At 36.2% G+C, this 25,697-nt stretch carries 26 protein-coding genes and 2 riboswitches; of the genes, 7 read left to right on the forward strand and 19 right to left on the reverse strand.

The window, feature by feature from the left end:
• Positions 1-24 precede the first annotated feature (24 nt).
• The 9 genes from AB3I72_RS10430 to AB3I72_RS10470 form a co-directional block, all read right to left on the reverse strand.
• Entirely contained in the window at positions 25-465 is a 441-nt protein-coding gene (locus AB3I72_RS10430) for a GNAT family N-acetyltransferase (RefSeq protein WP_289864529.1), read from the reverse strand.
• A 23-nt stretch (positions 466-488) separates the two neighbouring features.
• Positions 489-1,247, reverse strand: a complete 759-nt coding sequence (locus AB3I72_RS10435; RefSeq protein ID WP_061101024.1) for an aminoglycoside adenylyltransferase domain-containing protein — start codon at positions 1,245-1,247, stop codon at positions 489-491.
• A 30-nt stretch (positions 1,248-1,277) separates the two neighbouring features.
• The gene (locus AB3I72_RS10440) at positions 1,278-1,784 is read right to left on the reverse strand and encodes a GNAT family N-acetyltransferase (protein WP_033592179.1); all 507 of its coding nucleotides are present in this window, start codon (positions 1,782-1,784) and stop codon (positions 1,278-1,280) included.
• A 72-nt stretch (positions 1,785-1,856) separates the two neighbouring features.
• The gene (locus AB3I72_RS10445) at positions 1,857-2,156 is read right to left on the reverse strand and encodes a hypothetical protein (protein ID WP_002390034.1); all 300 of its coding nucleotides are present in this window, start codon (positions 2,154-2,156) and stop codon (positions 1,857-1,859) included.
• A gap of 27 nt (positions 2,157-2,183) precedes the next feature.
• The gene (locus tag AB3I72_RS10450; RefSeq protein ID WP_002393496.1) at positions 2,184-2,750 is read right to left on the reverse strand and encodes a kinase; all 567 of its coding nucleotides are present in this window, start codon (positions 2,748-2,750) and stop codon (positions 2,184-2,186) included.
• Positions 2,751-2,759: 9 nt separating this feature from the next.
• Positions 2,760-3,764: a LacI family DNA-binding transcriptional regulator gene (locus AB3I72_RS10455; protein WP_002360622.1), complete on the reverse strand. Its 1,005-nt coding sequence runs from the start codon at positions 3,762-3,764 to the stop codon at positions 2,760-2,762.
• A 6-nt stretch (positions 3,765-3,770) separates the two neighbouring features.
• Positions 3,771-5,261 (reverse strand): UDP-glucose--hexose-1-phosphate uridylyltransferase, encoded by a 1,491-nt coding sequence (gene galT / locus AB3I72_RS10460; RefSeq protein ID WP_176944890.1) that lies wholly within the window; start codon positions 5,259-5,261, stop codon positions 3,771-3,773.
• Positions 5,262-5,275: 14 nt separating this feature from the next.
• The gene (gene galE / locus AB3I72_RS10465) at positions 5,276-6,265 is read right to left on the reverse strand and encodes a UDP-glucose 4-epimerase GalE (RefSeq protein WP_002361578.1); all 990 of its coding nucleotides are present in this window, start codon (positions 6,263-6,265) and stop codon (positions 5,276-5,278) included.
• Positions 6,266-6,280: 15 nt separating this feature from the next.
• Positions 6,281-7,444 (reverse strand): galactokinase, encoded by a 1,164-nt coding sequence (locus tag AB3I72_RS10470; RefSeq protein WP_010712274.1) that lies wholly within the window; start codon positions 7,442-7,444, stop codon positions 6,281-6,283.
• 198 nt (positions 7,445-7,642) lie between these two features.
• On the opposite strand from AB3I72_RS10470, the gene galM reads away from it, so the two are divergent.
• The 3 genes from galM to AB3I72_RS10485 all read left to right on the forward strand — a co-directional run bounded on the left by galM (position 7,643) and on the right by AB3I72_RS10485 (position 9,737).
• Positions 7,643-8,701 (forward strand): galactose-1-epimerase, encoded by a 1,059-nt coding sequence (gene galM, locus AB3I72_RS10475; RefSeq protein ID WP_368023903.1) that lies wholly within the window; start codon positions 7,643-7,645, stop codon positions 8,699-8,701.
• Between the two features lie 130 nt (positions 8,702-8,831).
• Positions 8,832-8,978, forward strand: a complete 147-nt coding sequence (locus tag AB3I72_RS10480; RefSeq protein ID WP_002384758.1) for a hypothetical protein — start codon at positions 8,832-8,834, stop codon at positions 8,976-8,978.
• A 120-nt stretch (positions 8,979-9,098) separates the two neighbouring features.
• Complete coding sequence (locus tag AB3I72_RS10485; RefSeq protein WP_176944888.1) at positions 9,099-9,737, forward strand: sugar O-acetyltransferase; 639 nt, start codon at positions 9,099-9,101, stop codon at positions 9,735-9,737.
• A 45-nt stretch (positions 9,738-9,782) separates the two neighbouring features.
• Here AB3I72_RS10485 and AB3I72_RS10490 read toward each other — a convergent pair whose 3' ends face one another.
• The 5 genes from AB3I72_RS10490 to AB3I72_RS10510 all read right to left on the reverse strand — a co-directional run bounded on the left by AB3I72_RS10490 (position 9,783) and on the right by AB3I72_RS10510 (position 15,121).
• Positions 9,783-10,214 carry a VOC family protein gene (locus AB3I72_RS10490; protein WP_002382065.1) on the reverse strand — a complete coding sequence of 144 codons (432 nt, stop codon included), beginning with the start codon at positions 10,212-10,214 and terminating at the stop codon, positions 9,783-9,785.
• 66 nt (positions 10,215-10,280) lie between these two features.
• On the reverse strand, positions 10,281-10,760 hold the full coding sequence (locus AB3I72_RS10495) for a GAF domain-containing protein (protein WP_002360627.1): 480 nt from the start codon (positions 10,758-10,760) through the stop codon (positions 10,281-10,283).
• Positions 10,761-10,994: 234 nt separating this feature from the next.
• Positions 10,995-12,212: an amidohydrolase gene (locus AB3I72_RS10500; RefSeq protein ID WP_002406990.1), complete on the reverse strand. Its 1,218-nt coding sequence runs from the start codon at positions 12,210-12,212 to the stop codon at positions 10,995-10,997.
• Positions 12,209-13,459, reverse strand: coding sequence for an amidohydrolase family protein (locus AB3I72_RS10505; RefSeq protein WP_368023904.1), 1,251 nt, complete (start codon positions 13,457-13,459; stop codon positions 12,209-12,211). The genes AB3I72_RS10500 and AB3I72_RS10505 overlap by 4 nt, the downstream gene beginning before the upstream one ends.
• Positions 13,460-15,121: a peptide ABC transporter substrate-binding protein gene (locus tag AB3I72_RS10510; protein WP_368023905.1), complete on the reverse strand. Its 1,662-nt coding sequence runs from the start codon at positions 15,119-15,121 to the stop codon at positions 13,460-13,462.
• A gap of 380 nt (positions 15,122-15,501) precedes the next feature.
• On the opposite strand from AB3I72_RS10510, the gene AB3I72_RS10515 reads away from it, so the two are divergent.
• Positions 15,502-17,172, forward strand: a complete 1,671-nt coding sequence (locus AB3I72_RS10515; protein ID WP_002358159.1) for a PucR family transcriptional regulator — start codon at positions 15,502-15,504, stop codon at positions 17,170-17,172.
• Positions 17,173-17,226: 54 nt separating this feature from the next.
• Here AB3I72_RS10515 and AB3I72_RS10520 read toward each other — a convergent pair whose 3' ends face one another.
• The 3 genes from AB3I72_RS10520 to AB3I72_RS10530 all read right to left on the reverse strand — a co-directional run bounded on the left by AB3I72_RS10520 (position 17,227) and on the right by AB3I72_RS10530 (position 20,034).
• Positions 17,227-17,652, reverse strand: a complete 426-nt coding sequence (locus tag AB3I72_RS10520) for a universal stress protein (protein WP_002358161.1) — start codon at positions 17,650-17,652, stop codon at positions 17,227-17,229.
• On the reverse strand, positions 17,652-19,250 hold the full coding sequence (locus AB3I72_RS10525; RefSeq protein ID WP_002382010.1) for an Nramp family divalent metal transporter: 1,599 nt from the start codon (positions 19,248-19,250) through the stop codon (positions 17,652-17,654). The genes AB3I72_RS10520 and AB3I72_RS10525 overlap by 1 nt, the downstream gene beginning before the upstream one ends.
• A gap of 268 nt (positions 19,251-19,518) precedes the next feature.
• The gene (locus AB3I72_RS10530; protein WP_061101031.1) at positions 19,519-20,034 is read right to left on the reverse strand and encodes an AAA family ATPase; all 516 of its coding nucleotides are present in this window, start codon (positions 20,032-20,034) and stop codon (positions 19,519-19,521) included.
• Between the two features lie 314 nt (positions 20,035-20,348).
• Positions 20,349-20,516: riboswitch (M-box (ykoK) riboswitch) on the forward strand.
• A 41-nt stretch (positions 20,517-20,557) separates the two neighbouring features.
• Here AB3I72_RS10530 and AB3I72_RS10535 point away from each other — a divergent pair.
• From AB3I72_RS10535 to AB3I72_RS10545, 3 genes are all read left to right on the forward strand, one after another.
• Positions 20,558-22,369 carry an ABC transporter permease subunit gene (locus AB3I72_RS10535; protein ID WP_368023906.1) on the forward strand — a complete coding sequence of 604 codons (1,812 nt, stop codon included), beginning with the start codon at positions 20,558-20,560 and terminating at the stop codon, positions 22,367-22,369.
• Between the two features lie 50 nt (positions 22,370-22,419).
• Complete coding sequence (locus AB3I72_RS10540; protein ID WP_002360638.1) at positions 22,420-23,199, forward strand: ABC transporter ATP-binding protein; 780 nt, start codon at positions 22,420-22,422, stop codon at positions 23,197-23,199.
• A gap of 62 nt (positions 23,200-23,261) precedes the next feature.
• Positions 23,262-23,429, forward strand: a riboswitch (M-box (ykoK) riboswitch).
• 64 nt (positions 23,430-23,493) lie between these two features.
• Positions 23,494-23,745, forward strand: a complete 252-nt coding sequence (locus AB3I72_RS10545) for a hypothetical protein (protein WP_061101032.1) — start codon at positions 23,494-23,496, stop codon at positions 23,743-23,745.
• Between the two features lie 171 nt (positions 23,746-23,916).
• On the opposite strand, the gene AB3I72_RS10550 is transcribed toward AB3I72_RS10545, so the two are convergent.
• The gene (locus AB3I72_RS10550; protein ID WP_368023907.1) at positions 23,917-25,065 is read right to left on the reverse strand and encodes a tyrosine-type recombinase/integrase; all 1,149 of its coding nucleotides are present in this window, start codon (positions 25,063-25,065) and stop codon (positions 23,917-23,919) included.
• 50 nt (positions 25,066-25,115) lie between these two features.
• Positions 25,116-25,487 carry a DUF771 domain-containing protein gene (locus AB3I72_RS10555; protein ID WP_061101034.1) on the reverse strand — a complete coding sequence of 124 codons (372 nt, stop codon included), beginning with the start codon at positions 25,485-25,487 and terminating at the stop codon, positions 25,116-25,118.
• Positions 25,488-25,697 lie beyond the last annotated feature (210 nt).

Genomic DNA, 25,697 nt, shown 5'->3' on the forward strand with positions numbered 1-25,697 from the left:
ATTGTTATTTTTTAAAGACATAACTTAAGTATCCAAGTATTTAATGAATCGCTTTTGTTTTTTATCAGAAACATAGCCAATGTGTTCATAAAATTGATGTGCTGCTGTACGCTGTTCCCCTGAATTTAAGCGAATCGCAGACAAGTTACACTTTTTAGCTTCCGTTTCTAGTTTAGTCATTAATTGTTTGCCAATTCCACGGCCTTCTGCTTCTTTTGCCACTGCTAACCCCAGAACGTTCAATAACGTTTGGGAATAAATTGTTTCATACAGTTGCGCATGCACATAGCCTAAAATCTTCCCTGTCTTCGTTTCTTCATAAACATATAAAAACTCTCTGTCACTGGCTAGTAGTAATTTCTCAATCTGTTTACAGGTCACGTCAACGGGAACTTCATAGCCCAATTGTTCTTTATTAATGATAGTTAACTCCGCTGCATCTGTTGGCTTCATTTTTCTAATCAAGGGTAACCCCCTCCTTTACATTCTTACTTAAATAATAACGAAAGCGTAATATCCGCAAAATCATTTAATTCTGAATCATTGTATTGCTCTAACAAAACTGTTTCGCCTTGATACTCTTTTAAAGCTAGTTGTATCAGCGAATGATAATTAGTAGGAAAATGTACTAGGCCCCATTCCCCGCCAGCCCTTTTTGATAAAATTTTATTCTCTTGCTTAAACGCCATTACTCTACACAGATTTAAAATAACGTACATAGGTTGTTGAACAATTTCTTTTTTTGCCTCTTTCACATCAGCTACAATACTTTCAAAATATTTCTTTTGATCTATCCAGCCAAAAACGGAATCAATCGGTTTTCCTACGAGTACTTTTCCATATAATTTTGTAATCATAAAATGTGCCACTAGATCCTCATCGTATCCCATCATATCTTCAATATATTTATTTTTATTAGTCAGATATCTGGAACGATGTATCGGAGAAAAATGTAAATCGAAGGGAATCGGATAACTCAAATTTATTGTATCTTTCAATTGTAGCACATGGAATTCTATCCCTTTTTTTGGTGCCCACTTATCTAAAATATTAATTGTATAATCTAATAATTGTTTCTTCTCATCAATAGTAAGCTTTTCATAAACCACAATCAGTACATCCAAATCACTTACTGAATGACAATAGGTTCCAAAAGCATAAGAACCATGAAGATATATTCCAACTAAATTTTCTTTTATTATTTTCATATATCCATTTTCCATTTGAGCCAATAATTGATGAACCACGATTATTCCTCCATTATTGATTGACAATTGCTATAGTTTTTTCGATAAATAAAGAACTAACTCATCATCATTAACACACCGTTCGTTTGGTTTCAGCTGCTTATTTTGAAACCAAACTCCTGAACCGTCTGGCACATATCCTTGTTTGATATATAATCTTTGCGCTGCACCATAACCAGGATGCAGGCCTACTCCCAAGGAAACAGTATCTGCATAACTTTTGGCAACATTTTCTGCACGATTTAATAATAACCGCCCCACTCCTTGTTTTTGAAATGGTAAGAATACATTGAAATCAGCTATTTCAGGATATAAACTTTTAAAAGGACCTTCCTTAGCTAATGGCAGTAACGTCACATAACCTAACAGCGTTGCCTTTTTCTCCGCTACAAAAACCGTTCGTTGCTTGACTAATTGTTCTTCTAAATAGTTCATCAAAATCTCTTGGCGACTTGGCCAACCTTGTTGGACAAATTGAGTATCCAGCGCTAAGATATCTTTCTCTTGCATTTCTCTAATAACCACTAGCTCAGACATCAGCCTTCCCTCCCAAAAAACGTTTTCATTTTATACAACGAAGCGAATAATTCTTCGCTCCCTTATTCATTTTCAAAAACCATCGAGTTGATGATATTTGGGCAAAACAGCAACACATGTTTCTTCTGAATTAACAGCAATAACGAACCCTTGCCATAAGGACCACGTCACCGCTTCACCTAATTTCTCTTTCACTCGTTGAATCATTTCAGCTTGCGTTAAGTCTCGTGCAGGAAAATGTTGAACTTTGTCGTTACTGATTAAAAAAATAAATGATTCTGAAAAAGCTGTCATGACTTCAGGTGGTAAATTTTTTAATCGTTCTTGGTAATCCATTGAAACCACTCCTTCTTTTTTATCATACCACAACATCCATTTCTCTAAAAAGCGCAGCACTTACTACTGAATATCTGCTAAAATTTGCCTGATAATCTGCTTTTCAGACAGTTGTTCAGATAACCGCTGTTCTCCCGCAAGCCCTAAATAATCTTCTGGTAGCCACCAACGTTTCATTTCCACGACACCAAATTCTTGATTCTTGTTTCTCTGGCTATGTCTTTTCAGCGTTTCTTCAAAAGAAATATCAAAATAATAAACCTGAACGTTACCTTCAAAGAGATGGATTATTTCCTGAAAAAAGGAATGATAAATAGCTTTTTGAAAAATCCCTTCAACAATCACATACTGGCATTCTTGATACCCAAAAGCTACCAACTGTTTTAACAAAGCAATACTTAGATTACCTGTTTCATCTTTAACACGAAGCATTTCTCTGCGCACCACATCTTGAGAAATCAATAACGATTGTTCTTTAAGACACTGATGAAGCGCTTTAGCTATCGTTGTTTTACCACTACCAGAATTACCACGTAAAATAATTAATTTCGGTTGCATCTGTTTCCCTCCATTTTCTTGATTGTTGAAAACCAGCAGAAAAGAGCAAAAAACTTGGAAAAAACTCTCCAAGTTTTGCTGTTATTTTGATGAATGTTTCGTTGAATCTCGCTGAATGAATTCCGTTCCGACAATAATTTTTCTAGGAACTGGTGGGGTATTCAAGCATAACTCTTTCATTGTCTCAACGGCTAGCTCACCCATCCATTCAGTATGAACTTTAACTGTTGTTAATGTTGGTGAAACATATTTTGCGACACTAATATCATTAAAACCAATGATAGAAATATCTTCTGGCACACGAATGGCTGCTTCTTGTAACGCCCGCATCGCACCAATGGCCAACGTATCACTTGCAGCGAAAAAAGCGGTTGGACGAGTGTCCGCTTTTTCAATAAAGTCTTTCATCGCTTGATAGCCTTCTTCAACAGAAAAAGCTGCTTCGACAACCCATTCTTGATGATAAAGGTCCAAATCTTTTAAGGTTTCTTTAAAAGCGACAAAACGTGGATCAACCAATGCCACGCGGGACTCTTTCGTATATTCTTGCCCAGAAAGCATACCGATTTTCTGATGCCCTTGCGCCAAAAATTCTTGCACAATTGTTTTAACACTTCCAGCAAAATCAACAACAATGGAGTTTTGGCCAAAAGCCATTGCATCAAAGTCTACAAATAGAAGAGGTGCGCCTAAGGCGGCTAAGGCCGCCACTTGCTTTTCATCAAATTTCCCTAGGGCAATTGTCCCATCAAATCTTTTTTGAGACAGGTTTGTCAGGGATTCTTTGACTAAAAGAAAACCCAATTCCTCTGCCCGCTTTTCAACACCTAAACGAATCGATAAATAGTAAATATCATCCAGTTCTTCTGGATCGCTGAACCATTGGACAAACCGAATTTTCTTTTTGCCTGCTTGTTTTTTTCTGGCTCGCTTTTTATAATTTAACGTTTCTGCTGTTTCAAATATTTTCTTCTTCGTTTCATCACTAACTGATAATGTTTCATCATAGTTCAAAACTCTCGAAACTGTCGCTGAAGAAACACCGACTTGCTCTGCTATATCTTTAATGGTTACGATGTTCCTCACCTCAAATTAATCATTTTCAATACATTGAATAAATCGTTCAAAAGCACGACGGCCTTCTTCGTCACGTTTAAAGACGCCGGCATCTGTTAAAATTTGAACAAAAATTGTCCCAATTCCTTGTTGGATCACTTCTTTGACATTGGCTTCAGTGATGGTTTGCTGACTGAGTTCATCCGCCCAAGCTCGATGGCTTTCAGCAATTTGATTGGGTTGCTTTAATAAATACTTTTCGACTTCTCTTAATTCTTGTGCCAGCCTTGGTGGCAAAATAGCTAGTCCCATTACTTCAATTAAGCCAATATTTTCTTGCTTAATATGTTGTACTTCTGGATGTGGATGAAAAATGCCATCTGGAAATTCCTCCGAAACATTATTATCTCGTAAAACTAAATCCAATTCAAATAATGACCCTTTGCGTCGGGCAATTGGCGTAATCGTATGATGCGGTGTGCCATCTTCTGAATAGGCCCGAACTGAGACACGTTCATCAGAATAATTGCGCCATTTGGTCAAAATTAATTCGGCCGCCTCAACTAGTTCCTCTTGACGATCACTTTGAAGACGAATCACAGACATCGGCCATTTTAAAATACCAGCAGTTATCTCAGGATATTTTTTCAAAGAAAATCTTGTTTCCATTGGTGCTAAATCCATTGGAAATGTATGACGTCCTGCTTGGTAATGATCATGAGATAAAATAGAACCACCAACAATTGGCAAATCTGCATTAGAGCCCACAAAATATTCAGGGAATAACTCCGTAATTTTAAGGAGCCGCTGGAACGTTTTTTTCTCGATTTTCATTTCTCGATGTTGTTGGTCCAAGAAAATCGCATGCTCATTATAGTAAGCATATGGCGAATATTGAAAGCCCCAAGCTTCGTCCTCTAAATTTAGTCGGATAATCCGATGGTTTGTCCGTGCTGGATAATTCACACGGCCATAATAGCCTTCATTCTCCATACATAACATACACGCTGGATATTTTTTTTGACTCATTTTCTTTTCAGCCAAAATTTTTCGAGCATCCTTTTCTGGCTTCGATAAGTTAATGGTAATTTCTAGTTTACCATAGGGTGAGTCCATTGGGAAAATAATATTTTTGGCGATTGCTTTCGTTTTAATGTAGTTATTCGTTTTACATAACTGATAAAAATAATCCGTTGCTTTTCGTGGAGACTCTTGATAATAATCCATAAACTTCCGATTAATGATGGTTGGGGTCGGCGTAATAAAATCCATTAACTCCGCTTCTAGTTGTTCTGCTTCCGTAATTGAGTCATCGATTTGGTGATTGGCTTTTGCAATGTTTAAAAGATGTTCCACCACACGCAACGGTTCCTGCTCACAAGCAACCGCTTCTGGTTGTTCAAAAAAATCACAGCCAACTAGTTTGGCAATCCGATTCGTCAAATAATAGCGGTCTGTTTCCGTCCAATCGCCATTTTCTATGATTATCTCTACAAATGCAGCAATCCATTTACTACTTTCTTTCATCATCTGATGTTCTCCTATTCATTATAGCCTTGAGGATGTTTCACATGCCATTGCCAAGCGGTGGCGATAATGTCCTTGACCTCAGTTACTTCTGGTTGCCAGCCTAAAACTCGTTTGGCTTTTTCACTAGAAGCAATTAATGTACTAGGATCCCCTGCTCGGCGTGGCGCGATTGTCGCAGGAATTTCTTGGCCTGTCACTTCGCGAGCAGCATCTAACATTTCTTTAACAGAATAGCCGTTGTTGCTTCCCAGGTTAAAGACGTCACTTTCGCCGCCATTTTTCAAGTATTCTAAAGCCAAAATATGTGCTGCAATCAAGTCTTCAATGTAAACATAATCTCGAATGCACGTGCCATCTGGTGTATCATAATCATCCCCAAAAATACTTAGCTCTGCTCGTTGGCCTAATGCTACTTGTAAAATAATTGGCACAATATGCGTTTCTGGCGTGTGATCCTCACCAATTGAGGCATCTTTTTTTGCTCCCGCAACATTAAAATAACGCAAAGCAACATATTTCATTCCATAAGCGTTGTCGCACCATTTCATGATTTTTTCCATCATTAATTTACTTTCCCCATACGGGTTTTTAGGATTCGTTGGGGTTTCTTCTGTAATAGGCATTGCTTTTGGTTCGCCATAAGTGGCCGCTGTGGAAGAAAAAACAATATGTTTCACTCCAAATTCTTGCATGACTTCCAAGGCAATTTGCGTGCCGTGAACATTGTTATTGAAATACATTAACGGTTTCTCCACGGATTCTCCTACTAAAGAATTGGCCGCAAAGTGCAACACCCCTTCAATTGATTCCTTTTCAAAGACACTACGTAAAAAAGCTTTATCACGAATATCGCCTTCATAGAAAGTCGCTTGTTCATGAACTGCTGAACGATGTCCCGTTAATAAATTATCAACAACCACAACGGCATATCCTTTTGAAATTAATTGATCGACGGCATGTGAGCCAATGTAGCCTGCGCCACCTAATACTAAAATAGACATTTAAAGCCTTCCTTTCTAAAATAACTTTCTGGCACCGTCATCAATTGATGCAGGATAAAAATCAGCAGCATAGCCAATTTTATCTTGATAACTCTGGCCAACAGCTTCAATAAATGCATCTATATTTTGCTTTGGTACCAAAGCAATACTACAACCGCCAAACCCTGCACCAGTCATCCGTGCGCCCAAAACGCCTGGTTGTTCTTGCGCACAAGCCACTAAGGTATCTAACTCAATGCCAGTTACTTCGTAATCTTCTTTTAACGAACGATGTGAGGCATTTAATAATAAGCCAAATTCTTCCAAATCCCCTTCAGTTAGCGCTTGTTTTGCCAATAAAGTTCGTTCATTTTCTGTGACGGCATGACGCGCTCGTTTAATCAACGTTGGATCTCCAATCAATGCTTGATATTGTTCAAATGTCTCGCTGTCTAATTCACCTAAAAATTCAATAGATAACTCTTTTTGAAGCAAACGAACGGCTTCTTCGCATTCTGCACGGCGTTCATTATATTTTGAATCTGCTAATTCACGACGTTTGTTAGTATTCATAATAACAATCGTATACTCACCTAATTTGGCGGGAACCATTTCATAGTGCATATTATTGGTATCTAGTAGAATAGCTTGATCTTTTTCTCCCATCCCCACGGCAAATTGGTCCATAATTCCTGAATTAACGCCAATAAATTCATTCTCCACTTTTTTACCGATTTGCACCAATTCAAGCATTGGACAGTGTAAAGCATATAAATCATTACAGATCGTCCCCATTAAAAGTTCAATAGAAGCAGAAGAAGACAAGCCAGCACCATTAGGAATCGTACCGTAGAAGAGCACATCTAAGCCAGAATCAATATTGTGTCCGCTTTCAATCAAGTAATTTAAAACACCTTTAGGATAATTTGCCCAATCATCTGAATCTGAATAGGTTAAATCTTCTAATGAAAATTCGATGAGACCAACCTCTTTAAAATTATCAGAAAACATCCGAATTTTTCGGTCGTCTCTTTTTCTTGCCACACCAAATGTCCCTAACGTAATAGCCGCTGGGAAAACATGACCGCCATTGTAATCTGTATGTTCACCAATCAAATTAATTCTTCCAGGGGCAAAATAACAGGCTGTCCCTTTCTCACCAAATATTTCTACAAATCGATTCATTAACAGTTCTTCCATCACTAATCGCTCCTTTCACTAGTAAACAAATTGTATAATATTTACTAAACTTTTGCAAATATTTACTTAATATTTTCTTAATTGTCATTTCGTCTGAAAACGTGTACAATACAATTAAATAACGATTTATTTTCTTAGTGTTTCTTTTTGACTATTTAAATAATCTAAACAACAAAGTTAAATTTACTAAATATTTACTTGAAGGAAGGATTGATTATTTTGACTATTTCAACTGAATCATTTGGACAAGGAATGCTTCTTTACACACTGACGAATAAAAATGGTGTGACTTTAAAAGTAACAGATTTTGGTGCGCGAATTGTTGCGCTTGACGTTCCTCTTACAAAAAATGAATCCCGATCACTCGTGCTAGGCTTTCCCTCAGCAGATGAATATTTGTCTAAAGACTTATATTTTGGTGCAACAATTGGTCGAACAGCTGGTCGAATTGCCGATGGCTCCTTTGAACTAGCGGGTAAAACGTATCAAACGATGATTAATACTCCTACTCAAACAACACTTCACGGCGGCACACCTGGGTTTGAAAGTAAAAAATGGCACAGCGAAATCCAAGAGGCACAAGTGAATCCTTCTGTGAAATTTTGGCTAGAGAGTCCTGCTGGTGAAAATGGTTTTCCTGGAAATCTCACTGTTTCAGTCACGTATAAATTGACTGAAGAAAATGAATGGCAAATTGAGTATCAGGCAACTACAGATGAACAAACACTTTTTAATCCAACCAATCATGTCTACTTTAATTTAACTGGAAATCCCGCAATCCCCATTGATGCGCATGAGTTGCAAATAAATGCCCAAAAGTATGTCCCGCTTGATGAAAGAGTTTTACCACTTGGAGAATTAGCTTCCGTCGACCAGACAGCTTTTGATTTACAAAAACCTAAAAAATTAGCTGAGGTTTTTTCAAGTACCGATGAACAAATTCAAAAGATGAACGGCTTCGATCACCCTTTCATCTTAACCAATCATGATTTAATTAACCCAGATGTTATCTTAAAAAGTCCTACTAAAGATATCACCTTAGAAATGTTCACTGATCAACCTTCAGTTGTTATTTTTTCAGCAAATTTTGCTGATAACGGTCCCGATATTCAAGGGCAAAAATTAGTCAATCACGGAGCGCTCACATTTGAAACCCAAGTCTGTCCTGGTGCTGAAAGATTTCCCTTGTTCGGTTCTATCACCCTCTCACCTGAACAGGAATTTCACTCAACGACCCGTTTCAAACTAATTTATTAAGTGAAAAGATGCTCTTAACCAAGCTTATCTACGAACTAAAAAAGATAAGAATGGTTAAGAGCACTTCTATTATTTGACATTTTTAATCGCTCCATTTACACTATTTTCAATTAGAAAGGTGGTGATGTCTATGTATGCAATCAAATTTTTTCATGGCTATTTAACTGCAGATGGTAAACGTACGCGAGATAAATCAGGTTGTTTAGTTTACCACTCTGAAAAAGAAGCACAAAAATTAGCAGATAAAATTGGCGGGAGAGTTAAAAAAATTGGATAACCTTAGGTAAAGGATAGATAAGCAAGGCTATTTTGCTATCTGTCCTTTTTTATTTTACATATTCCTCGACTTATTGTATTGATTTGATACAATAGAGAAAAAGCCTAAAGGAGCGCTTACATGAAACAAAATGACTTTGATTATATGCAAATGTTAAAAGGTGAATTATATTACGCCCCCACCATTTTACCCGAAAACAAATCAACAAAAGGCAAGGTGTTAGCTCAAAAAATCAATCAACTTCCTATCGATAATGTGAAAGAAATTGTGGCCCTAGAAAAAGAATTATTAGGAAAAACTGGCAATGAGTTATATATCAACCCACCCCTCCATGTAGACTACGGTCGCCATATTGAGGTAGGAGAAAATTTTTATGCAAATATGGATTGCATTTTTTTAGATGTAAACAAAATCATCTTCGGTGATAATGTCATGGTTGGCCCTCGTGCTAGTTTTTATACTGCCGGCCATCCAATTGATCCAACGATTCGAACTGCAGAATTAGAATTCGGTACGCCAATTATTGTTGAAGATAACGTGTGGATTGGCGGAAGTGCCACCATTTTACCTGGCGTTACAATTGGAAAAAATGCTATTGTTGCTGCTGGTGCTGTGGTTACAAAAGACGTTCCTGCCAACACGATTGTTGGGGGTAATCCAGCAAAAGTCATTCGCAAAATTGATGAAAACGATCAGCAATTTTGGACAGAAAAGCAACGGCAGTATCAAATCGCTAAGAAGCAATTCTTTCATGAATAAAAAATCCCCAATCCAATGAAAATAACGGATTGGGGATTTTTTATTTTAATCTTCTTCATAATAATTAAACATCCAATGGATGCCAAACTGATCTTTTAGGGAACCATACTTTTTGGACCAAAAAGTTTCAGACAATGGCATTGTAACAGTGCCACCTTCAGATAATCGTTTAAATAAGCGATCAATTTTTTCATCATCATCTGTGCTAACCACGAGCGAAAGGTTATTTCCTTCCGTAACTTCAAAACCAAACATATCAGGAACATCTGAAATCATTACATAGGTTCCTTCAATAATGATACTTGCGTTCATCACTAAATCCTTTATCTCGTCGTTTATAGGATGCTCAGGATCTTCAGGTGCTTCGCCAAAAGTCATTAAATTTTGACATTTTGTATCAAAAACATCTTCATAGAACGCAATTGCTTCTTTTGCTTCACCTTTAAAATTTATATACAGCTCTAACAAATGACTCACCTTCTTTCATGATCAAATTTTATACTTTATTTTCTCATGATTTGTCAGAAAGCAAAAATAGTCTGCTTAAAAATCTGATTTTTCTAGTAACAAGGTAACAAATTTTTCCAAATACAGTTGGTCAACCGCATCATAGCTATTTGTTACACCACTATCAATATCTAAAACACCGACCAATTGATGATTTTTTACCATCGGTACAACGATTTCAGACATCGCAGCTGAGTCGCAAGAAATATAATTGGCGTGTGTCTTCACGTTATCAACAATCAATGTAGCTTGTTTTTCCGCGGACTCACCACAGACACCTTTGCCCATTTTAATTCTGGTACAAGAGACTTTCCCTTGAAAAGGCCCCAAAACTAATTCTTCATCTTTATATAAATAATACCCAGCAAAAACGGTATCTGGTAATGTTTGTGCAAGTAACGCGGACGAGTTTGCTAAATTTGCAATAGCATCCGTTTCTATTTCTAACAAACCGCTCAATTGTTGTAAGCACAATTCGTAGGCTGCTTTTTTGTTTTCTCTCGTTTGTTCAGTCATGCTTGGTTCATCTCCTTCATTTTGTCTTATTATAAAGGAAGATACGCAAAAGTGCTATGTTAAAGTGAGTCAAACAAACTTGAAAAGCTGATACACGTTGTGAGCAGAAGTACTTTATACGCATTAAACTGTGACGAGTAACCGCAGGACTGACACTGTGCGTTGCTCAGAGCTGAACCCCGTTTCCTCTGTTTGACTTTTTAGCATTCTATTTCTACCTAATTTTAAAGCAAGTTAAACCCATTGTCCTTTCAACATAATCTGGCGTTTCTGTGGTTTTCTAGCAATCACTTCTGCTGTAGAAGCTGCTTCTGTAAAAATAAAGTTTGCTTCGTCGCCTTCTGTAAACCAAAGGCGTTCTTCTTCAAATGAAAAAGGTGCTTCTTTGCCGCAGCCATGGACGTAAGCTTGAGTAAGTTGCTCTTCTGTAATCTTTCCTGTCATTTCACAAAAATTACGTAATTTTTCAAATAAATCACCTGAAACATTAGAACTCCAAGAATCAAAAAAGCCATCACTACCTAAATGAACCGATACACCAGCTTGGCGTAACACGTCAATTGGTGGCAATAAATAACGAGGATCATAGGGAATTGTAGACATAATCGCCGTTTGATGCGTTGCCAAACGTTGGTATAGTTTTTCTTTTTCTGCTGGTCGTACATCTAGCAGCGCAAAGGCGTGACTGATAGCGGTTCGCTGAGTAAATTTTCGTTCTTCCAAAATGTCTAAAAATTTATCAATTGTATAAACACCAACCTCCCCCGTATCATGCAAATGGATATCGATTCCTACTTGAAATTCTTCTGCCAGATCAAAAATAGTTTCTAAAGATTCTTCAATTGCATAATCAATGCCTGCAGGATCTAAACCACCAACCATTGTTCCACCATTTTTTAGAGCTTCTCTCATGAGTAAAACCGTTTGGGGATTTTTTAATAATCCATGCTGTGGAAAGACAACAATATCATAATCAATCACATGCGCATATTTTTCTAAGGCTCTTTTGACGCCCCAGAAGTTTTCTAGTTCTACATAAGGATCAATGTTGACATGTGTCCGAATATAAGAGGCTCCATAACCAATCAATTTTTCAATCATGGCCGTCGCTCGTTGTTCTGTTGACGGCGCTAACAATTTAAGTTCACTGGCTTCGTCTGCTAAACGCTCTTTTAAATTCTTAACAGGTTGGCTAGCACGCCAGCCTAATGAAAGGTAGGTTTTATCTAAGTGATTATGGCTCTCTTGAAAAGCGGGAATAGCCAGTTGTCCGTTTAAATCAGTGCCTTGTTGCTTTTCAGTGACTTGATTTTGCGGAATAATCGCTTGGATTTTGCCTTCTTGAATCGCTAAAGTATAGCGTGCGGTTTTAGTATACGTTAATTCGTGGTGGTCTTTAGCAAAACCAGTTTCTAAACGAACATTATTCAAATAAACAATGGATGCTGTCATTCTCTTTCCCCCTTTTGAACGGCTTCAACCAGTTGTCCTTTTAGTATCAGTTGTTGGATTGGCTGTTGGCGTGCAATCACGTGAGCAGTGCTCTCAGCATTAAATAGTAGGAAATCTGCAGAATCGCCGACGTTAGGCCAAATGCGCTGACCGTTAGGATCAAGAGGCGTTACAAAATTACTCGCTAAACCCCATAAACGATTCAAGCGATACTCATCGCTAATTTTAAATCTTTGAGCGGCTGTATTTAATTTTTCTATTGTATTGCCACTGCCGAAAGGCGACCAATGATCCGTCAAACTGTCATGAGCCACGGAGATCTTAACACCTTGTTCAACCAAGGTTGGAATCGGCATGGTGGGCATTCCAATCGGTACAGTCGAAGTCAAATCAATCCCTGTTTCGATGAATTTTTGCGCAATGTCTCTAATTGCTGCTTCTTCTAAGCCCCCTAAGGCTAAAGCATGACTTAAAGTGACTTCGCCAAACATTTTTGCTTGTTCTGTATAATCAACAAATTTATTAAATTCATAAAGTCCCAAAGTATCACGGGCGTGTAAATGAACATCAATTTTTTTATTAAATGTGGTAGCTAATTCAAATATTTTTGCGATTGAATGATCCACATGACGATCCACAAGGGCTGGATCAACGCCACCGACATGAGTTGCCCCCATGCGTAAGGCTTCGCGCATCAAAGGTTCGACTTGTGAGCGGAGTAATCCGTGTTGAGGAAAAGCCACAATTTCATGAGTAACGTATTGTTCATATCGACTAAATGCTTCTTTAGTGATTTCAATATGTTTCGTTCCAATAGATGGATCTACATTACAATGACTGCGAATATGATAATGGCCTTGTTGAATATACTGCTCAATAACTTGGCAAGCACGTTCTAAACTAGTTGGTAATTGTTCAGGTAACAGCCAAGTTTCTTCTTCAATACGTGTTAAAATTCCTTTCGTTAGTGGACGACAGGCCTTCCAAGGTCCCCCAAAATACGTTTTATCAATATGAATATGCATTTCTCTTAGAGCAGGTAAAACGAGTTGCTGATTCACATCGATAACTGTTTCGCTCTCTAAAGGCCTTAACTGCGGTGCGACCGCAGTACAGACCTCGTTTTCAATTCGAATATCATAGCTAGCTGTTTCTGTCGCAACAATTCGCTGATTCACAGTAGAGAATCCTGTTTCTAATTTACAGTTTTTTAAAAGCATGACAAACCCCTTCCTACCTTCATTCAATTAGTTAACATAGGCCCATTTTAAACTGTACGTAGGTCCAAATGAATGCCAATACAGATCCTTGATTTTTTGATTAGCTAATACAGAAATGCTTCGATTGTAGATTGGTGCTAAAACCGTTTCCTGATTCACCAAAATATCTTGTGCTTGAGCAAAGTCATTTAAACGAGCCTCTTGATCAGCCGCATGTGTTGTTCTAGTCTCTTGGATTAATTGATCATACGTATCACTCTTGAACGTTACGCCGCCCAAGGTACTATCCGAAGTAAAAATGCGCATAACTGTTAATGGATCACGATAATCGGTTCCCCAACCAGATAATTCTAAATCATAGTCTCTCGTTTGATCACGATCAACACGAATAGTAAAAGGAACTTGAGTAACATTCACTTCTAATCCGTCTAGATTTTCTTCCAATTGAAATTGAAAAAACTCAGCAGCTTTTTTTGCGCTGTCTGTATCATCTGTTAAAAATTCTAATTTGATTTTATCCAGCCCAATTTCTTTTTTCCCTTTTTCCCAGAATTCTTTTGCTTTCGCTGTATCGTAGGTTAAGTAGTTATTTTTCTTAGCAGCTAGTTTTGTGAAATCTATTCCATCTGGCGCAATCGTTTGTCCCGGTGGAATTACTTGATCTGTAGCCGTTGATTGATCTTGCAAGACTTCTTTTACAAAACTTTCTTTATCAAAAGCTTGCGCCAACGCTTTACGAATATTGTTGTTCGCTAAAGCCGGATTTTCTTTTCCATCACGAACGCTGTTCATTTTTAAAAAGTATGTGACGAATTGAGGAATTGAAAGAAAGGCTGGATTATCAACATAACCAGGAATAAATTCACCACTTAGCTTATTCACTACATCCAATTCATTCGAGTCAAACAAATTCACCGCTGTCGTTGGGCTCTTAATTACTGAAACTTTCGCTTCTGTTAATTTAACTTTTTCAGCATCCCAATACGTATCATTTTTTTCGTAGGTCCAGTCATCGGAAGAGGCATTATCCCATTCTTTCAATTTAAAAGGACCATTATAAATCAAATGTTCTGCATCAGTGGCATATTTATCCCCTTGTTCTTTGATATATTTTTCATTTTGTGGAAACAAAACAGGAAACGAAAGTAATGATTTCAAATAAGGGGTGGGCCGCTCTAAAGTTATTTCTAACGTTTTATCATCTAGTGCCTTAACCCCAAGAGTATTCACATCTGCGCCTTCTAAAGCAATTTCCTTAGCATTTTTAATGACATCAAAAAATAACGCTTGATGAATCGACCCTGATTTAGGGGAAGCAACTTGTTGCCATGCATAAACAAAGTCGTTTGCTGTTACTGGATCATCATTCGACCATTTGGCATCTTCTCTAATCTTAAATGTATAAACGGTTTCATCTTCAGAAATCGCTGGTTCTTCGGCAGCGACCCCCAACTCTAACTCGTCTTCTTTACCTAAAACATAGAGTCCTTCATAAACTTGATTCATGACTAAAGTCGAGGTCGTATCCCCCGCTGTGTGTGGTTCCATTGTCGAAATAGCTGCTTCAGAACTAATTGCAATTTTTTGTTCCGCTGCTTTGTTACTATCAGCCGAGTTTCCCGTTCCCGCCTGACAAGCCGTTAAAGCTAAAAGCAAACCGACGCATCCTAACATTTTTAATTTCTTCATACCGATCCCTCCATTTTACAAACTATAACCTTCAAAGTTACCAGAATTTTCTGATAAAACATAGAAAAAGAAGCATATCTGATAAGAGTCTCAAAAAACTTACAGATTATAGAAATACTTGAGAAATTTAAAGTAGCTGAAACAATAGTAAAAGCATTAAAAATTAAGTATACTATTGCTATATCTTTAAACGATGCGTTTCTATAGGTTGTAAGCGCTGATTGTTCTTATTTGGTCACTTGTGACTACCAATCACGTGATGACTTGGAACTTTTTTCTATTAGTATAAGGATACCTTATTTTCCCTAAAATAGTTTTGTAACATCTTACAATAAATACACTTAATTTTTAGATAATTCATACAAAAGGAGGTCTTGCTAATGATGACGGTCAATGATCTACTCCATGCAGAAGAACTACCTGGTTTAACCTTATTAACGCACGAGACCAATTTAGATGCGCCAATTCTACAAGCAAATATTTTAGAAAATCCTGATGCTTTTGACTGGTTAACGCCAGGAGAAATTTTATTAACTACCGGCTATATTTTCAAAGATCAGCCTTGCTTGCAAAAACGTCTTATTCAAGAACTAGCAAATATGAACTGCGCTGCTCTAGGTTTTAAAGTCCAACGTTATTTCAATGAAGTTCCACAAGAGATGATCCAATTAGCGAATGACGTCGGATTACCAATTCTCTCAATCCCTTATAATTACAACTTTTCTCAAATTATTTCATTGGTCAATCGCCGAGTCAATCAACCTGACGAAACGATTAGCCAACATTCTGTTCATATGCATAATAAATTTTATACAATTATCAAAGCTGGCGGAAAAAGTACCCAATTACTGGAAGTATTAAGTGCCGCGATTCAAGCGCCTGTAATGCTTTTAGACGAGCGTTTTCAGATTATGAATCATTTTGATTTACCTGATGCGCCAACAAGAATCACCAGTATTTTAAACAACGCGACTCTCAAAAAACAGTTTGAGACAGCTTTAAAAGCCCAGAACAATGAGCTCCTATTATTTTATAAAGAACCATTGACTGTTGAATTTTCCTTAGCGAACCATCAGTTATCTTTGCGAATTTTACCCATCAAAAAGAAAAATCTCAGCTTATCTTACTTAGTGATTTGGCAAACTACCAAAAAATTACAGACGATTGATTTATTATCTGTGGAGGTCTGTGCTCACTACCTTTTACCACAACTTCAATTAGAATCTTCGGAAAATTTAACAACGAGGCAAAAGATCGGGGCGCTGTTTCAAGACCTTATCCAAGAAAAAAATACCAATCCTCAAGCTTGGCAAGAATTTAGTAATTATCTGCAATTAAATGAAAAAGATACATTTAGTCTCTTGCTTGTAGCCATTGAACAATTGGAACAACTGTTTAATCCGACTATTCAAATGAATAGCATTGGCCATCAATTGAATCATATTTTAGAAGGATATCGACAAAAAATTACTGCCTTTCCTACACAAACTGGCTTTATTTTATTACTAGAAAATCCAGCGCAAGAGGAAGCCACCTACCTTGCACAAACCACTCATCTTGCCAAGAATTTACTAGAGCAACTAATGAAATTGAATCCAAAATTATCATTTAAATTAGCGATTGGTCCAACTGTCAAAAAAATCACCAATCTGTGTGATTCTTATAAATTAGCACAAGAAACATTCCACTTAGCACAAGCAAGTCAAGAATTACAACAACGAACTATTTTGAATTATGACGACCTCTTTTTTTATCGTTTAATGATCGAAACCCTGACCAAACAAGCCAAACAAAAAATATATCAACGATTGATTGAACCATTAGAAAAAGAAGATCAAAAACATGAAAGTTCCCTACTAGAAACCATCAACACCTACTTTCAATCGAATAAAAATATTTCGTTGACTGCCACAAATATGTATGTACATCGTAATACAATTATTTATCGCTTAAAAAAAATAGAAGAGATTCTTCACTTAACTTTAGAATTTCCTGATAGTTCGCTACAACTAAGTTTGGCTGTTTATTTATATAAACAAAAATTACTATAAAAAAGCCACCACGAATAGTAAATCGTGGCGGCTTTTTTAACTGTTTCAATTTTGTTAGCGAATAATCATTACAGAAATTGGGGCATATCGAGCCATATAAGCTGCTTGGCTACCAAAAAAGCTTTTTAATTTGCTAGTTGACTTGGAGCCAATAATTAACAAATCTGGTTTATTCAAAGGAATAAGCTTATTAATAATTAATTCCCCTGGATTTCCTTCATTGACAATTACACTTACTTTATCGATGCCATTCGCTAACGCTTCTTGTTGATATTTTTCCGTTTGTTTCTCTAATTTCGCCAACTGTTCTTGCCAATAATTTTTATCTAACGATTGGTAAACATTAATCTCTTTCTCTTCTAAAATCGAAACAATAACCAATTCAGCTTGTTCTTCTTTTGCTTTTTGGATAGCATAATGAAATGCTTTTAACGCATCTGGCGACTCTTCAACACCAACCATAATTTTTGAAAATTTCATTATTTAACCTCCTCTACTTGTTGCTCCATAGCTGCAAGCTGCTGTGCGTATCGTTTATCGCCTTTATATAATTCCACAACCGTCCAAACTAACAAGAGGATGACGAGTGCTATGATGACATAAGCAATATTATCGGCTAACGTAATTTGACTCGCTGTCGGATTATCACCGAAGAATCCTTCAATTTGATCAGGTAAGCCTTTCATATTGAGGTAAATTAAGCCAATGACAGAAACCCAGCCTAACAATTTAATTAACCACGAGTTTTTAAAATGTTCACCCATTTCAACACGGCTATCTGTAAACATCAGTAAAGGCAACATCGAAAATGGCAAAGCAAATGCTAGAAAAACTTGTGAATTGTTCATTAAATTATTAATCGCGATATGCTCCTCCACTGTACTTTTTCCGCTGGTCATTAAAACACAAATTAAGACAGGAATAACAGATAACAAACGTGTGACCATCCGACGTAACCAAATTGGTACGCGCATATGAATAAAGCCTTCCATAATGATTTGACCAGTTAACGTTCCTGTAATTGTTGAATTTTGTCCTGATGCCAATAAGGCTACCGCAAATAAAATTGATAAAATTCCAGAACCTGCAATATGCGCTAAAATAGAATTACTCATAACCGCTGGATTTGATAAAGCATCAAACAAACCAAAGAATGAAGGATCTTTGACACTGCCGGATTTAAAAACGGCCACCCCCATAATCAATAATAAAGAGTTAACAAAAAATGCCATCGTTAATTGAATATTAGAATCCCAAGTTGAAAAGCGTAAAGCGCGTTGAATATCGGTTTTATCTTTACGATCAATTTTACGACTTTGTACAACAGAAGAATGCAAATACAAATTATGAGGCATCACTGTTGCACCAATAATCCCCAATGCACCTGTCAGTGGCGTTTGCCCATTCACCGCATGTGATGTAGAAAAAGCTTCTGCGCTAGGAACCAGCCCTTTAATTACATCTCCCCATACTGGATTTGACAATGCCACTTGATAAGCAAAAATCACAAAAATAACAACAATTAAAGCAACAACAATAGCTTCAATTTTTCTAAAACCAATTTTTGTCAATAACAACAAAAGTAAAACATCAAATACCGTAATGAAGACAGCCAGACCCAAAGGAATATGAAATAATAAATATAAGGCAATTGCGCCCCCGATAACTTCAGCGATATCTGTAGCCATAATTGCTAACTCTGTTAAAATCCATAATACAATACCTAACGTCTTACTAGTTCTAGCACGAATCGCTTGTGCTAAATCCATCTGTGAAACAATGCCTAATTTAGCAGCCATATATTGGAGCAACATTGCAATCAAACTGGAAATTAAAATAATCGACATCAATAAATATTGAAAATTTTGTCCCCCAGTAATTGAAGTAGACCAGTTTCCTGGATCCATATACCCCACTGCTACCAATGCTCCTGGACCTGAGTAAGCAAATAACGTTTTCCAAAAACTCATATTTTTAGGCACGTCGATGGTGCCATTAATTTCTTCAAGCGAAGGACCATTTGCATATTCAATCAAATGATGTCTTTGCTTTGGTTCATGTTCTTCTGAATTTTTCAATTCAATTCCTTCTTTCGTTTTGCAATAATTTTAAAAGGCCCTTCCCGTTAGAAGGTTAACCTCTAATATATTTTAGGTACACCTAAAATATACTGCTAAAAATAACAAAATGCAAGACTTGAAAGAAAATTTTGACAGTGTAAAAATAAGTTTTCGTAAATGTGCGATCTTAAAGTTTGAAGAAATCAGGGTAGCTGGTAGTTGATTATCTTAAGAAGTAGAAAATAAAGGACCTAAGTCATTTCGACTTAGGTCCCTTATTTTATTTTTATTCGGTTATTCTATTAAGAATGGATACTACAATTTCTGTCGTGTCAGCTGAATGATTTCTAAAAATCTCGGTAAACTGAATCTGACGAAAACCTTCAAGTACTTCAGGCAACTTATTTTTCCCCCATTCAAAAGTTCCATCATTTCTTTTCAATAATCTTTGTAAAATTTCTTCTTTCTCGACCGCTAACAAAAAATGATAAACGTCAATGCCTGCTCGTCTCAAATATCCAATCAGCTCTTCTTCATATTCTTTTTTATAAAGGGTCATTGGAACAATAATCGGCCGTCCAGACTCTTTGGACATTCGTTTTAATAAATGAGCATTCCAGCAACGCCATTCCTGATACTCTTGAAAATCATTTTCTTTCATTTCTTCGGGAACTAGCTCCATCAATGCACTACCAATAATTTCTGGATCATAAATGATTGCATTGGGAAGTTTTTGTTGTAACTCATGTGCAATGGTCGTTTTTCCGGCTCCAAACGCACCGTTTAACCAAATAATCATCATAATTTCCTTTCTTCTGAACAAATTTCTTTGTTGTTTAATTTAGGTGCTAGATTACTTTTAATTTTTTTATCCATTCACGTATAGTTACTACTTACATCTTTAACAGTAAACGAAACAAACTAAAAATACAACATCCTATGCTATTCACCTTGCGTTACATAACATACTCATCTGATAATTTCTCCCTAAAAAAACAGAATGTGGGCAATCTTTTTAAGAATCATTGAATAGAATAACAACAAACAGTAATTCAGGTATAACTAGCTAGAAATTGTTTTATTTTTAGTCACGAGTATGATAAGCATGTAAATCAAATAGAATCATATTAGGTGAGGTTACTCTGAAGAACACAGGTTATCGCTCGGAAATGTCGAGAGACAGTAACGAGTAAAGCAGGGATTGTCGAATTAAGGCTTTCCTAAGATAACTAGAATTTTTTTCTTACGTCTCAGAAAGCCAAAGCTCAATTATTGTGATTACCCTATAATCTTCTTTTATTCGGCGACCTCTTTAATATGATTAATTGGAGGTTTTTAAATTGAAAGCTGTCACTGCATCATCTAAGAAAAATACCCTACTTGCTAAAAGCATCGGGAATCTTACCTTGCTCATCATTTTAGGCATTTTCATTTTTATCATCGTCTTCTCTTGGCTAAAAATGAATCGCCCTCTTCACACCCTTCCCTCAGAAGAATTCCTCGCAACACCAAGTAAAACAGATGATTTCTTATCTCCATCAAATCTTTTTTACTTTTCAATTCGAACCATGTTTCGAATGATTGTAGGCATGGCTTGGTCCTTCCTGTTTTCCTTTGTTTTTGGTATTTTAGCCGTAAAATATAAAACGGCACGAAGAGTCATTTTACCATTAGTTAATTTCCTTGAATCTGTTCCATTGCTAGGTTTTTTGACCTTTACAACTGCTTGGTTACTTGGTTTATTTCCAGGAAATGTGATGGGCGCAGAAGCGGTTGCTATTTTTGCCATCTTCACAGGTCAAGCTTGGAACATCATGTTGACTCTTTATCAAATAATGGAAGTTATTCCTTCAGATCTAGTCAATGTGACCGATCAGTTCAAGTACAATGCTTGGGAAAAATTTTGGCGTCTTGAATTTGTTTACTCAATTCCTGGCTTACTTTGGAACGTTATTATTTCTCAAACTGCGGCTTGGTTTGCCTTGGTGGCTAGTGAGCAAGCTTCTGTTGCCTTTCCTAAAGAAACCAACCTTTATTTACCAGGAATTGGTTCTTATATCCAAGTAGCATTAAATCGAGCCGACTTTAAATCCTGTTTATGGGCTGTTTTTGCCTTATTAATCAATGTGGTGATTTTAAACTTTTTAGTTTTTCAACCTTTAGTTCGAGCCACTTATTATTTTAAATATGAAACAGATGTCGAAAGTACGACGCCACCTAAATCCATCATTTATCATTTATTAAAAAAAGCAACTTTAACGAAATACTTTTCAAAAGCTTTTGTGAAATTCAGTCATTTTTGGATTTACGATTTACCAAAAGTTTGGTACTTTTTCAAGCTAGACTATCTCTATCGATTACTAGCAAAATTACGCCATTTCTTCAAAACATTATGGTATGTCAGCTTAACCATTGTCGGGGTTTATTGTTCTATTAAGCTCTATCATTTCTTGCCCCATCAAGATTTCAGCATGATTCCTAGATTAACCCTTTATACTACACTACGGGTTACCTTGGCCATGGTCGTTGCTGGCATTATCTTTACTCCCTTAGCAATCTGGGTTGCGAATGATAATCGGCGCTTAAGTATCGTTCAACCGATTGGACAAATTTTAGGCTCCATTCCGTCAAATGTTTATACTCCATTCATTGTGTTGATTATTAGTATGGGCTTCAACAAATTAGAATGGTGGATTTTACCACTCATCATGGTTGGTTGCCAATGGTATTTTTTCTTTAATGTAATTGCTGGCTACTTAGCCATCCCTGATGATATTCGTGACGTAACCAAACTTTTTAAATTATCTAAATGGCAATGGTGGACAAAATTTTTGATCCCTTCTATTTTACCTTACCTCATTACAGCAATTATTAACGCTGCTGGTGCTGCTTGGAACGCTGATATCGCAGCAGAAAGCATTCAATGGGGCAAAAAATCAATAGATGTTACTGGCCTAGGACAATATATTGCGGCAAACGATGGCGTAAAAGATAAATCTGCCTTAGGAACCTTAGCGATGTGTTTCGTTGTTGGTTTATGTATTGCCTTTGTTTGGCAACCTTTATATCGAGCAGCAAAACAAAAAATTTCACTATTAATAGCTGGACGACTCAACTCGACTAAATTTTTAAGATAAACTAGAGAGGAGAACGATAGGTGATTTCCCTTTACCTATCTAATAAGACGATGGAAAATAAAGAATTATTAAGCATAAAATCAGTATATAAAGAATTTGAAATTGAAGGACATTCAGAACATTTAAAAGTCCTTGAAAATATTGATTTAACAGTTAAAACGAATGAATTTTTAAGTATTATCGGACAATCAGGAACAGGAAAATCAACGTTGCTCAGAAGTATTGCTGGACTTCTTCGTACAACTAGAGGTGAAATTACTTTTGAAGATAAAATCATTAATGAGCCTGATGCCAATATCGGCATGGTTTTTCAACATTTTGCCCTTTTTCCTTGGTTGACAGTTGAAAAAAATATCAGCTTTGGCTTAGAAAACCGTAAAGAAATTTCCCGTGAACAAATAAATAAAAGAGTCAGTAATCTCATTGAAATGATTGGTTTAACTGGTTTTGAAAAAGCTTATCCCAGAGAGTTATCTGGTGGAATGAAACAGCGTGTAGGCTTTGCTCGTGCTTTAGCCATCGAACCTAGCTTATTGCTCTTAGACGAACCTTTTTCAGCTTTAGATATCATTACAGCCAGCCAATTATCTAACGATTTATTAGAAATTTGGCTAAACAATCAAATTGCGACTAAATCAATTGTAATGATCACGCATGACGTTCAACAAGCAGTCCAACTTTCTGATCGGGTTGTATTAATGGATGCAAATCCTGGTCGTATTGCCAAAATTTACTCAATCGATATCCCCAGAAATCAACGTTCGCCAAAAACAACCATTGATATTGTAGAACAAATAACAGAAGAAATGGTTCGTCGCATTCATTTGTAAATAGAACTGTTTTGACTTCTGCTTATGTCTTGACAAAGAGTTACTTAAAAGACTATTATTTCTTTGTAATAAGTTAGGTGAGGCTCCTATACAAACATAGGCTATTGCTCAGAAATGTCGAGAGACACCAATGAGTAGAACAAGACTGGTCGAGGAGAAGGCTTTTCTCAAAATAGCTAAGAGTGATCTTTACGTTGTATAGTGCTAAAGCTCAACGTTCATGTTGATGTATACTTTTAGTCTCTAGTCAATCAGTTAAGTACTTTTATTTAAAATTAAGAGAGGAGTGAAAGTATGACTACTATGTTAGCAATCATTGGAACTGTTGTAATCATCACAGTTCAAGTTATTGAATATAATATGACAGAAATTCATATTCCTACTGCAGGAACATTTAATGACGATGATGCAGAACCCCCACATTCTTCTGTAACCCTTGTATTTATTCGCACTATACTTATCACTCTCTCACTTAACTTTCCATCTCATTTTTTTGAGATGGTTTTTTTATGTATTCGAGAAAATAATAAAAAAAAAGACTGTTAAATCAATGATTTAACAGTCTTTAGTATACCGGCGGCCAGAGATTGTTTACCTAAAATACCGTCAAATACTTTATAAAAACTGTCATTTCAACGTTTCACTTTAAATATTTTTAACTATTTTTCATTTTCTCGCACCATCTTTGCACCAGCTAATTTAGTATTAAATAACAAATTAAAAGAGTGAATTCATCAATTTGCGGGTTTTAGATCGTGTTCTAACTTCATATTCCTGAAAGACATGATAGTATGTTTTTCTTATTTCTTCTGGTTTATCTCCAACAATTAAAGCAACTTCTTCTACTGAATAGCCTTGATAGATTAAAAAAGAAACAAAAGTATGTCTGCAACAATGCATAGAAAATTTTGGTTTATCAGTTATTCCACATGTCACAAGAATTTTTTTAATCTCAATATTGGCCTTTCGGTTGTCACAGGAGCCTTCTTGCCAATCAAAAAAAATTTGTTTACGTGGATTTTTAATTTGATGAAACTGGCATTTTTCCTGTTGATATTGCCAAAACTCTTTCAATAGTTCTGCCAAATTCTGTGGCATTTCTACCTTACGATAGCTATTTTTATTTTTACAGGGAAGCCAATCGCTTAAATTAGACGGCGGATTCATATAATCGTACGTTTTGTTTATATCTACAAACCCTTGTTCAAAGTTTAAATCATCGATTGTAATCCCAACTATTTCAGAAAAACGGCAACCTGTAAGTAGAGAAAAGATGATTACATAATAAATAGAAGATTCTTTATCTCTATGTTGAACAACATACTGTAAAACTTTTTTATACTGAGTATCATCAATATACTTTTGATAAATTGGTTTCTCTTTAGACTTATCTCCAAGGCCTCTCAAAGAACTACCTGAAGTAAACTCAATAGGAATATGCCCCAGAGCAAAAGCCTGTTTGACACAAGCACGCATATGAGTATGAAACTTTTCTAAAGTAGCTGGCGAATAGTCTTTAGAAAACTGATTCAACAATTCTACGTACTTATCATTTGTTAAGTCAGATAATGGTGTATCACCTAGATACTTTTTAATATATTTTTTAGTGTGTTGATAGTGTCCTTGCGTTTTTTTGGAACAAGCCTCTTTTTTATATTTTTGAAAAAACCATTCAAAATACTCATAAAAAGGGACCGCAAACGCCATACGTCGATCTTTTGAAGCGACTGATTGCGCATATTCTACTGCTTTTACTGCTTCAAATTTAGTATCAAAACTACCTAACGGCTTATTTCTATATTTTCCGTCTTCCTTCTTTACACTTATAAAAGCACGCCACTTTGTTCCTCGTTTACTAATTCCCATTTAAATCGCCTCTTTTAAAAAGGGCTTTTAAATAGCTATGGTCAAGATAATTATATCGCATCTATCTGTAAACCGGTAAAAATCTCTGAAAAATACTCTTCAATAAACGTTAACATCTTACTTTCTAATATATAATATTTGCCAGCACTGCCACCTTTCGGATACGAGATACAACCATTGGGATTTTCTCTTATATCTAAGATTTTTTTAAATCTCGGATTCAAAAGAATTCGTTCATTAAACATTGGTCGACTTAAACAAGTATGTTTTTTCCTAAACGCTTCTACAGAAATACAGTTTCCTTTAAAACCCGCTTTTTTTAAATGATTGTACTCCTCTCTTTGAATTAGAATGAAATTTTTTGGTAAAATTATCTGAGCACTATATTCTATCACTTGTTCCAATTTTTTCACTTCTTTCATCCATTTAGTTTAAATTATTTATTTTTCTTTCTATTAATAAATATCTCTTTAAATCTATCAGCTGCTTTTGTCAGAAGCATCATAGGAATTTCACCTCTCCCCTCATTATGGTGAGCCTCACGGAAGTATCATTAGTTCATTTACGAATCTTGGCCTTAATTGACAGTTAAGTTGCTTTAGAAATTATTCGCTCAAAGATTTTTTTCTTTG

Source organism: Enterococcus sp. GC34, from assembly GCF_040886645.1.
Taxonomy (GTDB): domain Bacteria; phylum Bacillota; class Bacilli; order Lactobacillales; family Enterococcaceae; genus Enterococcus; species Enterococcus faecalis.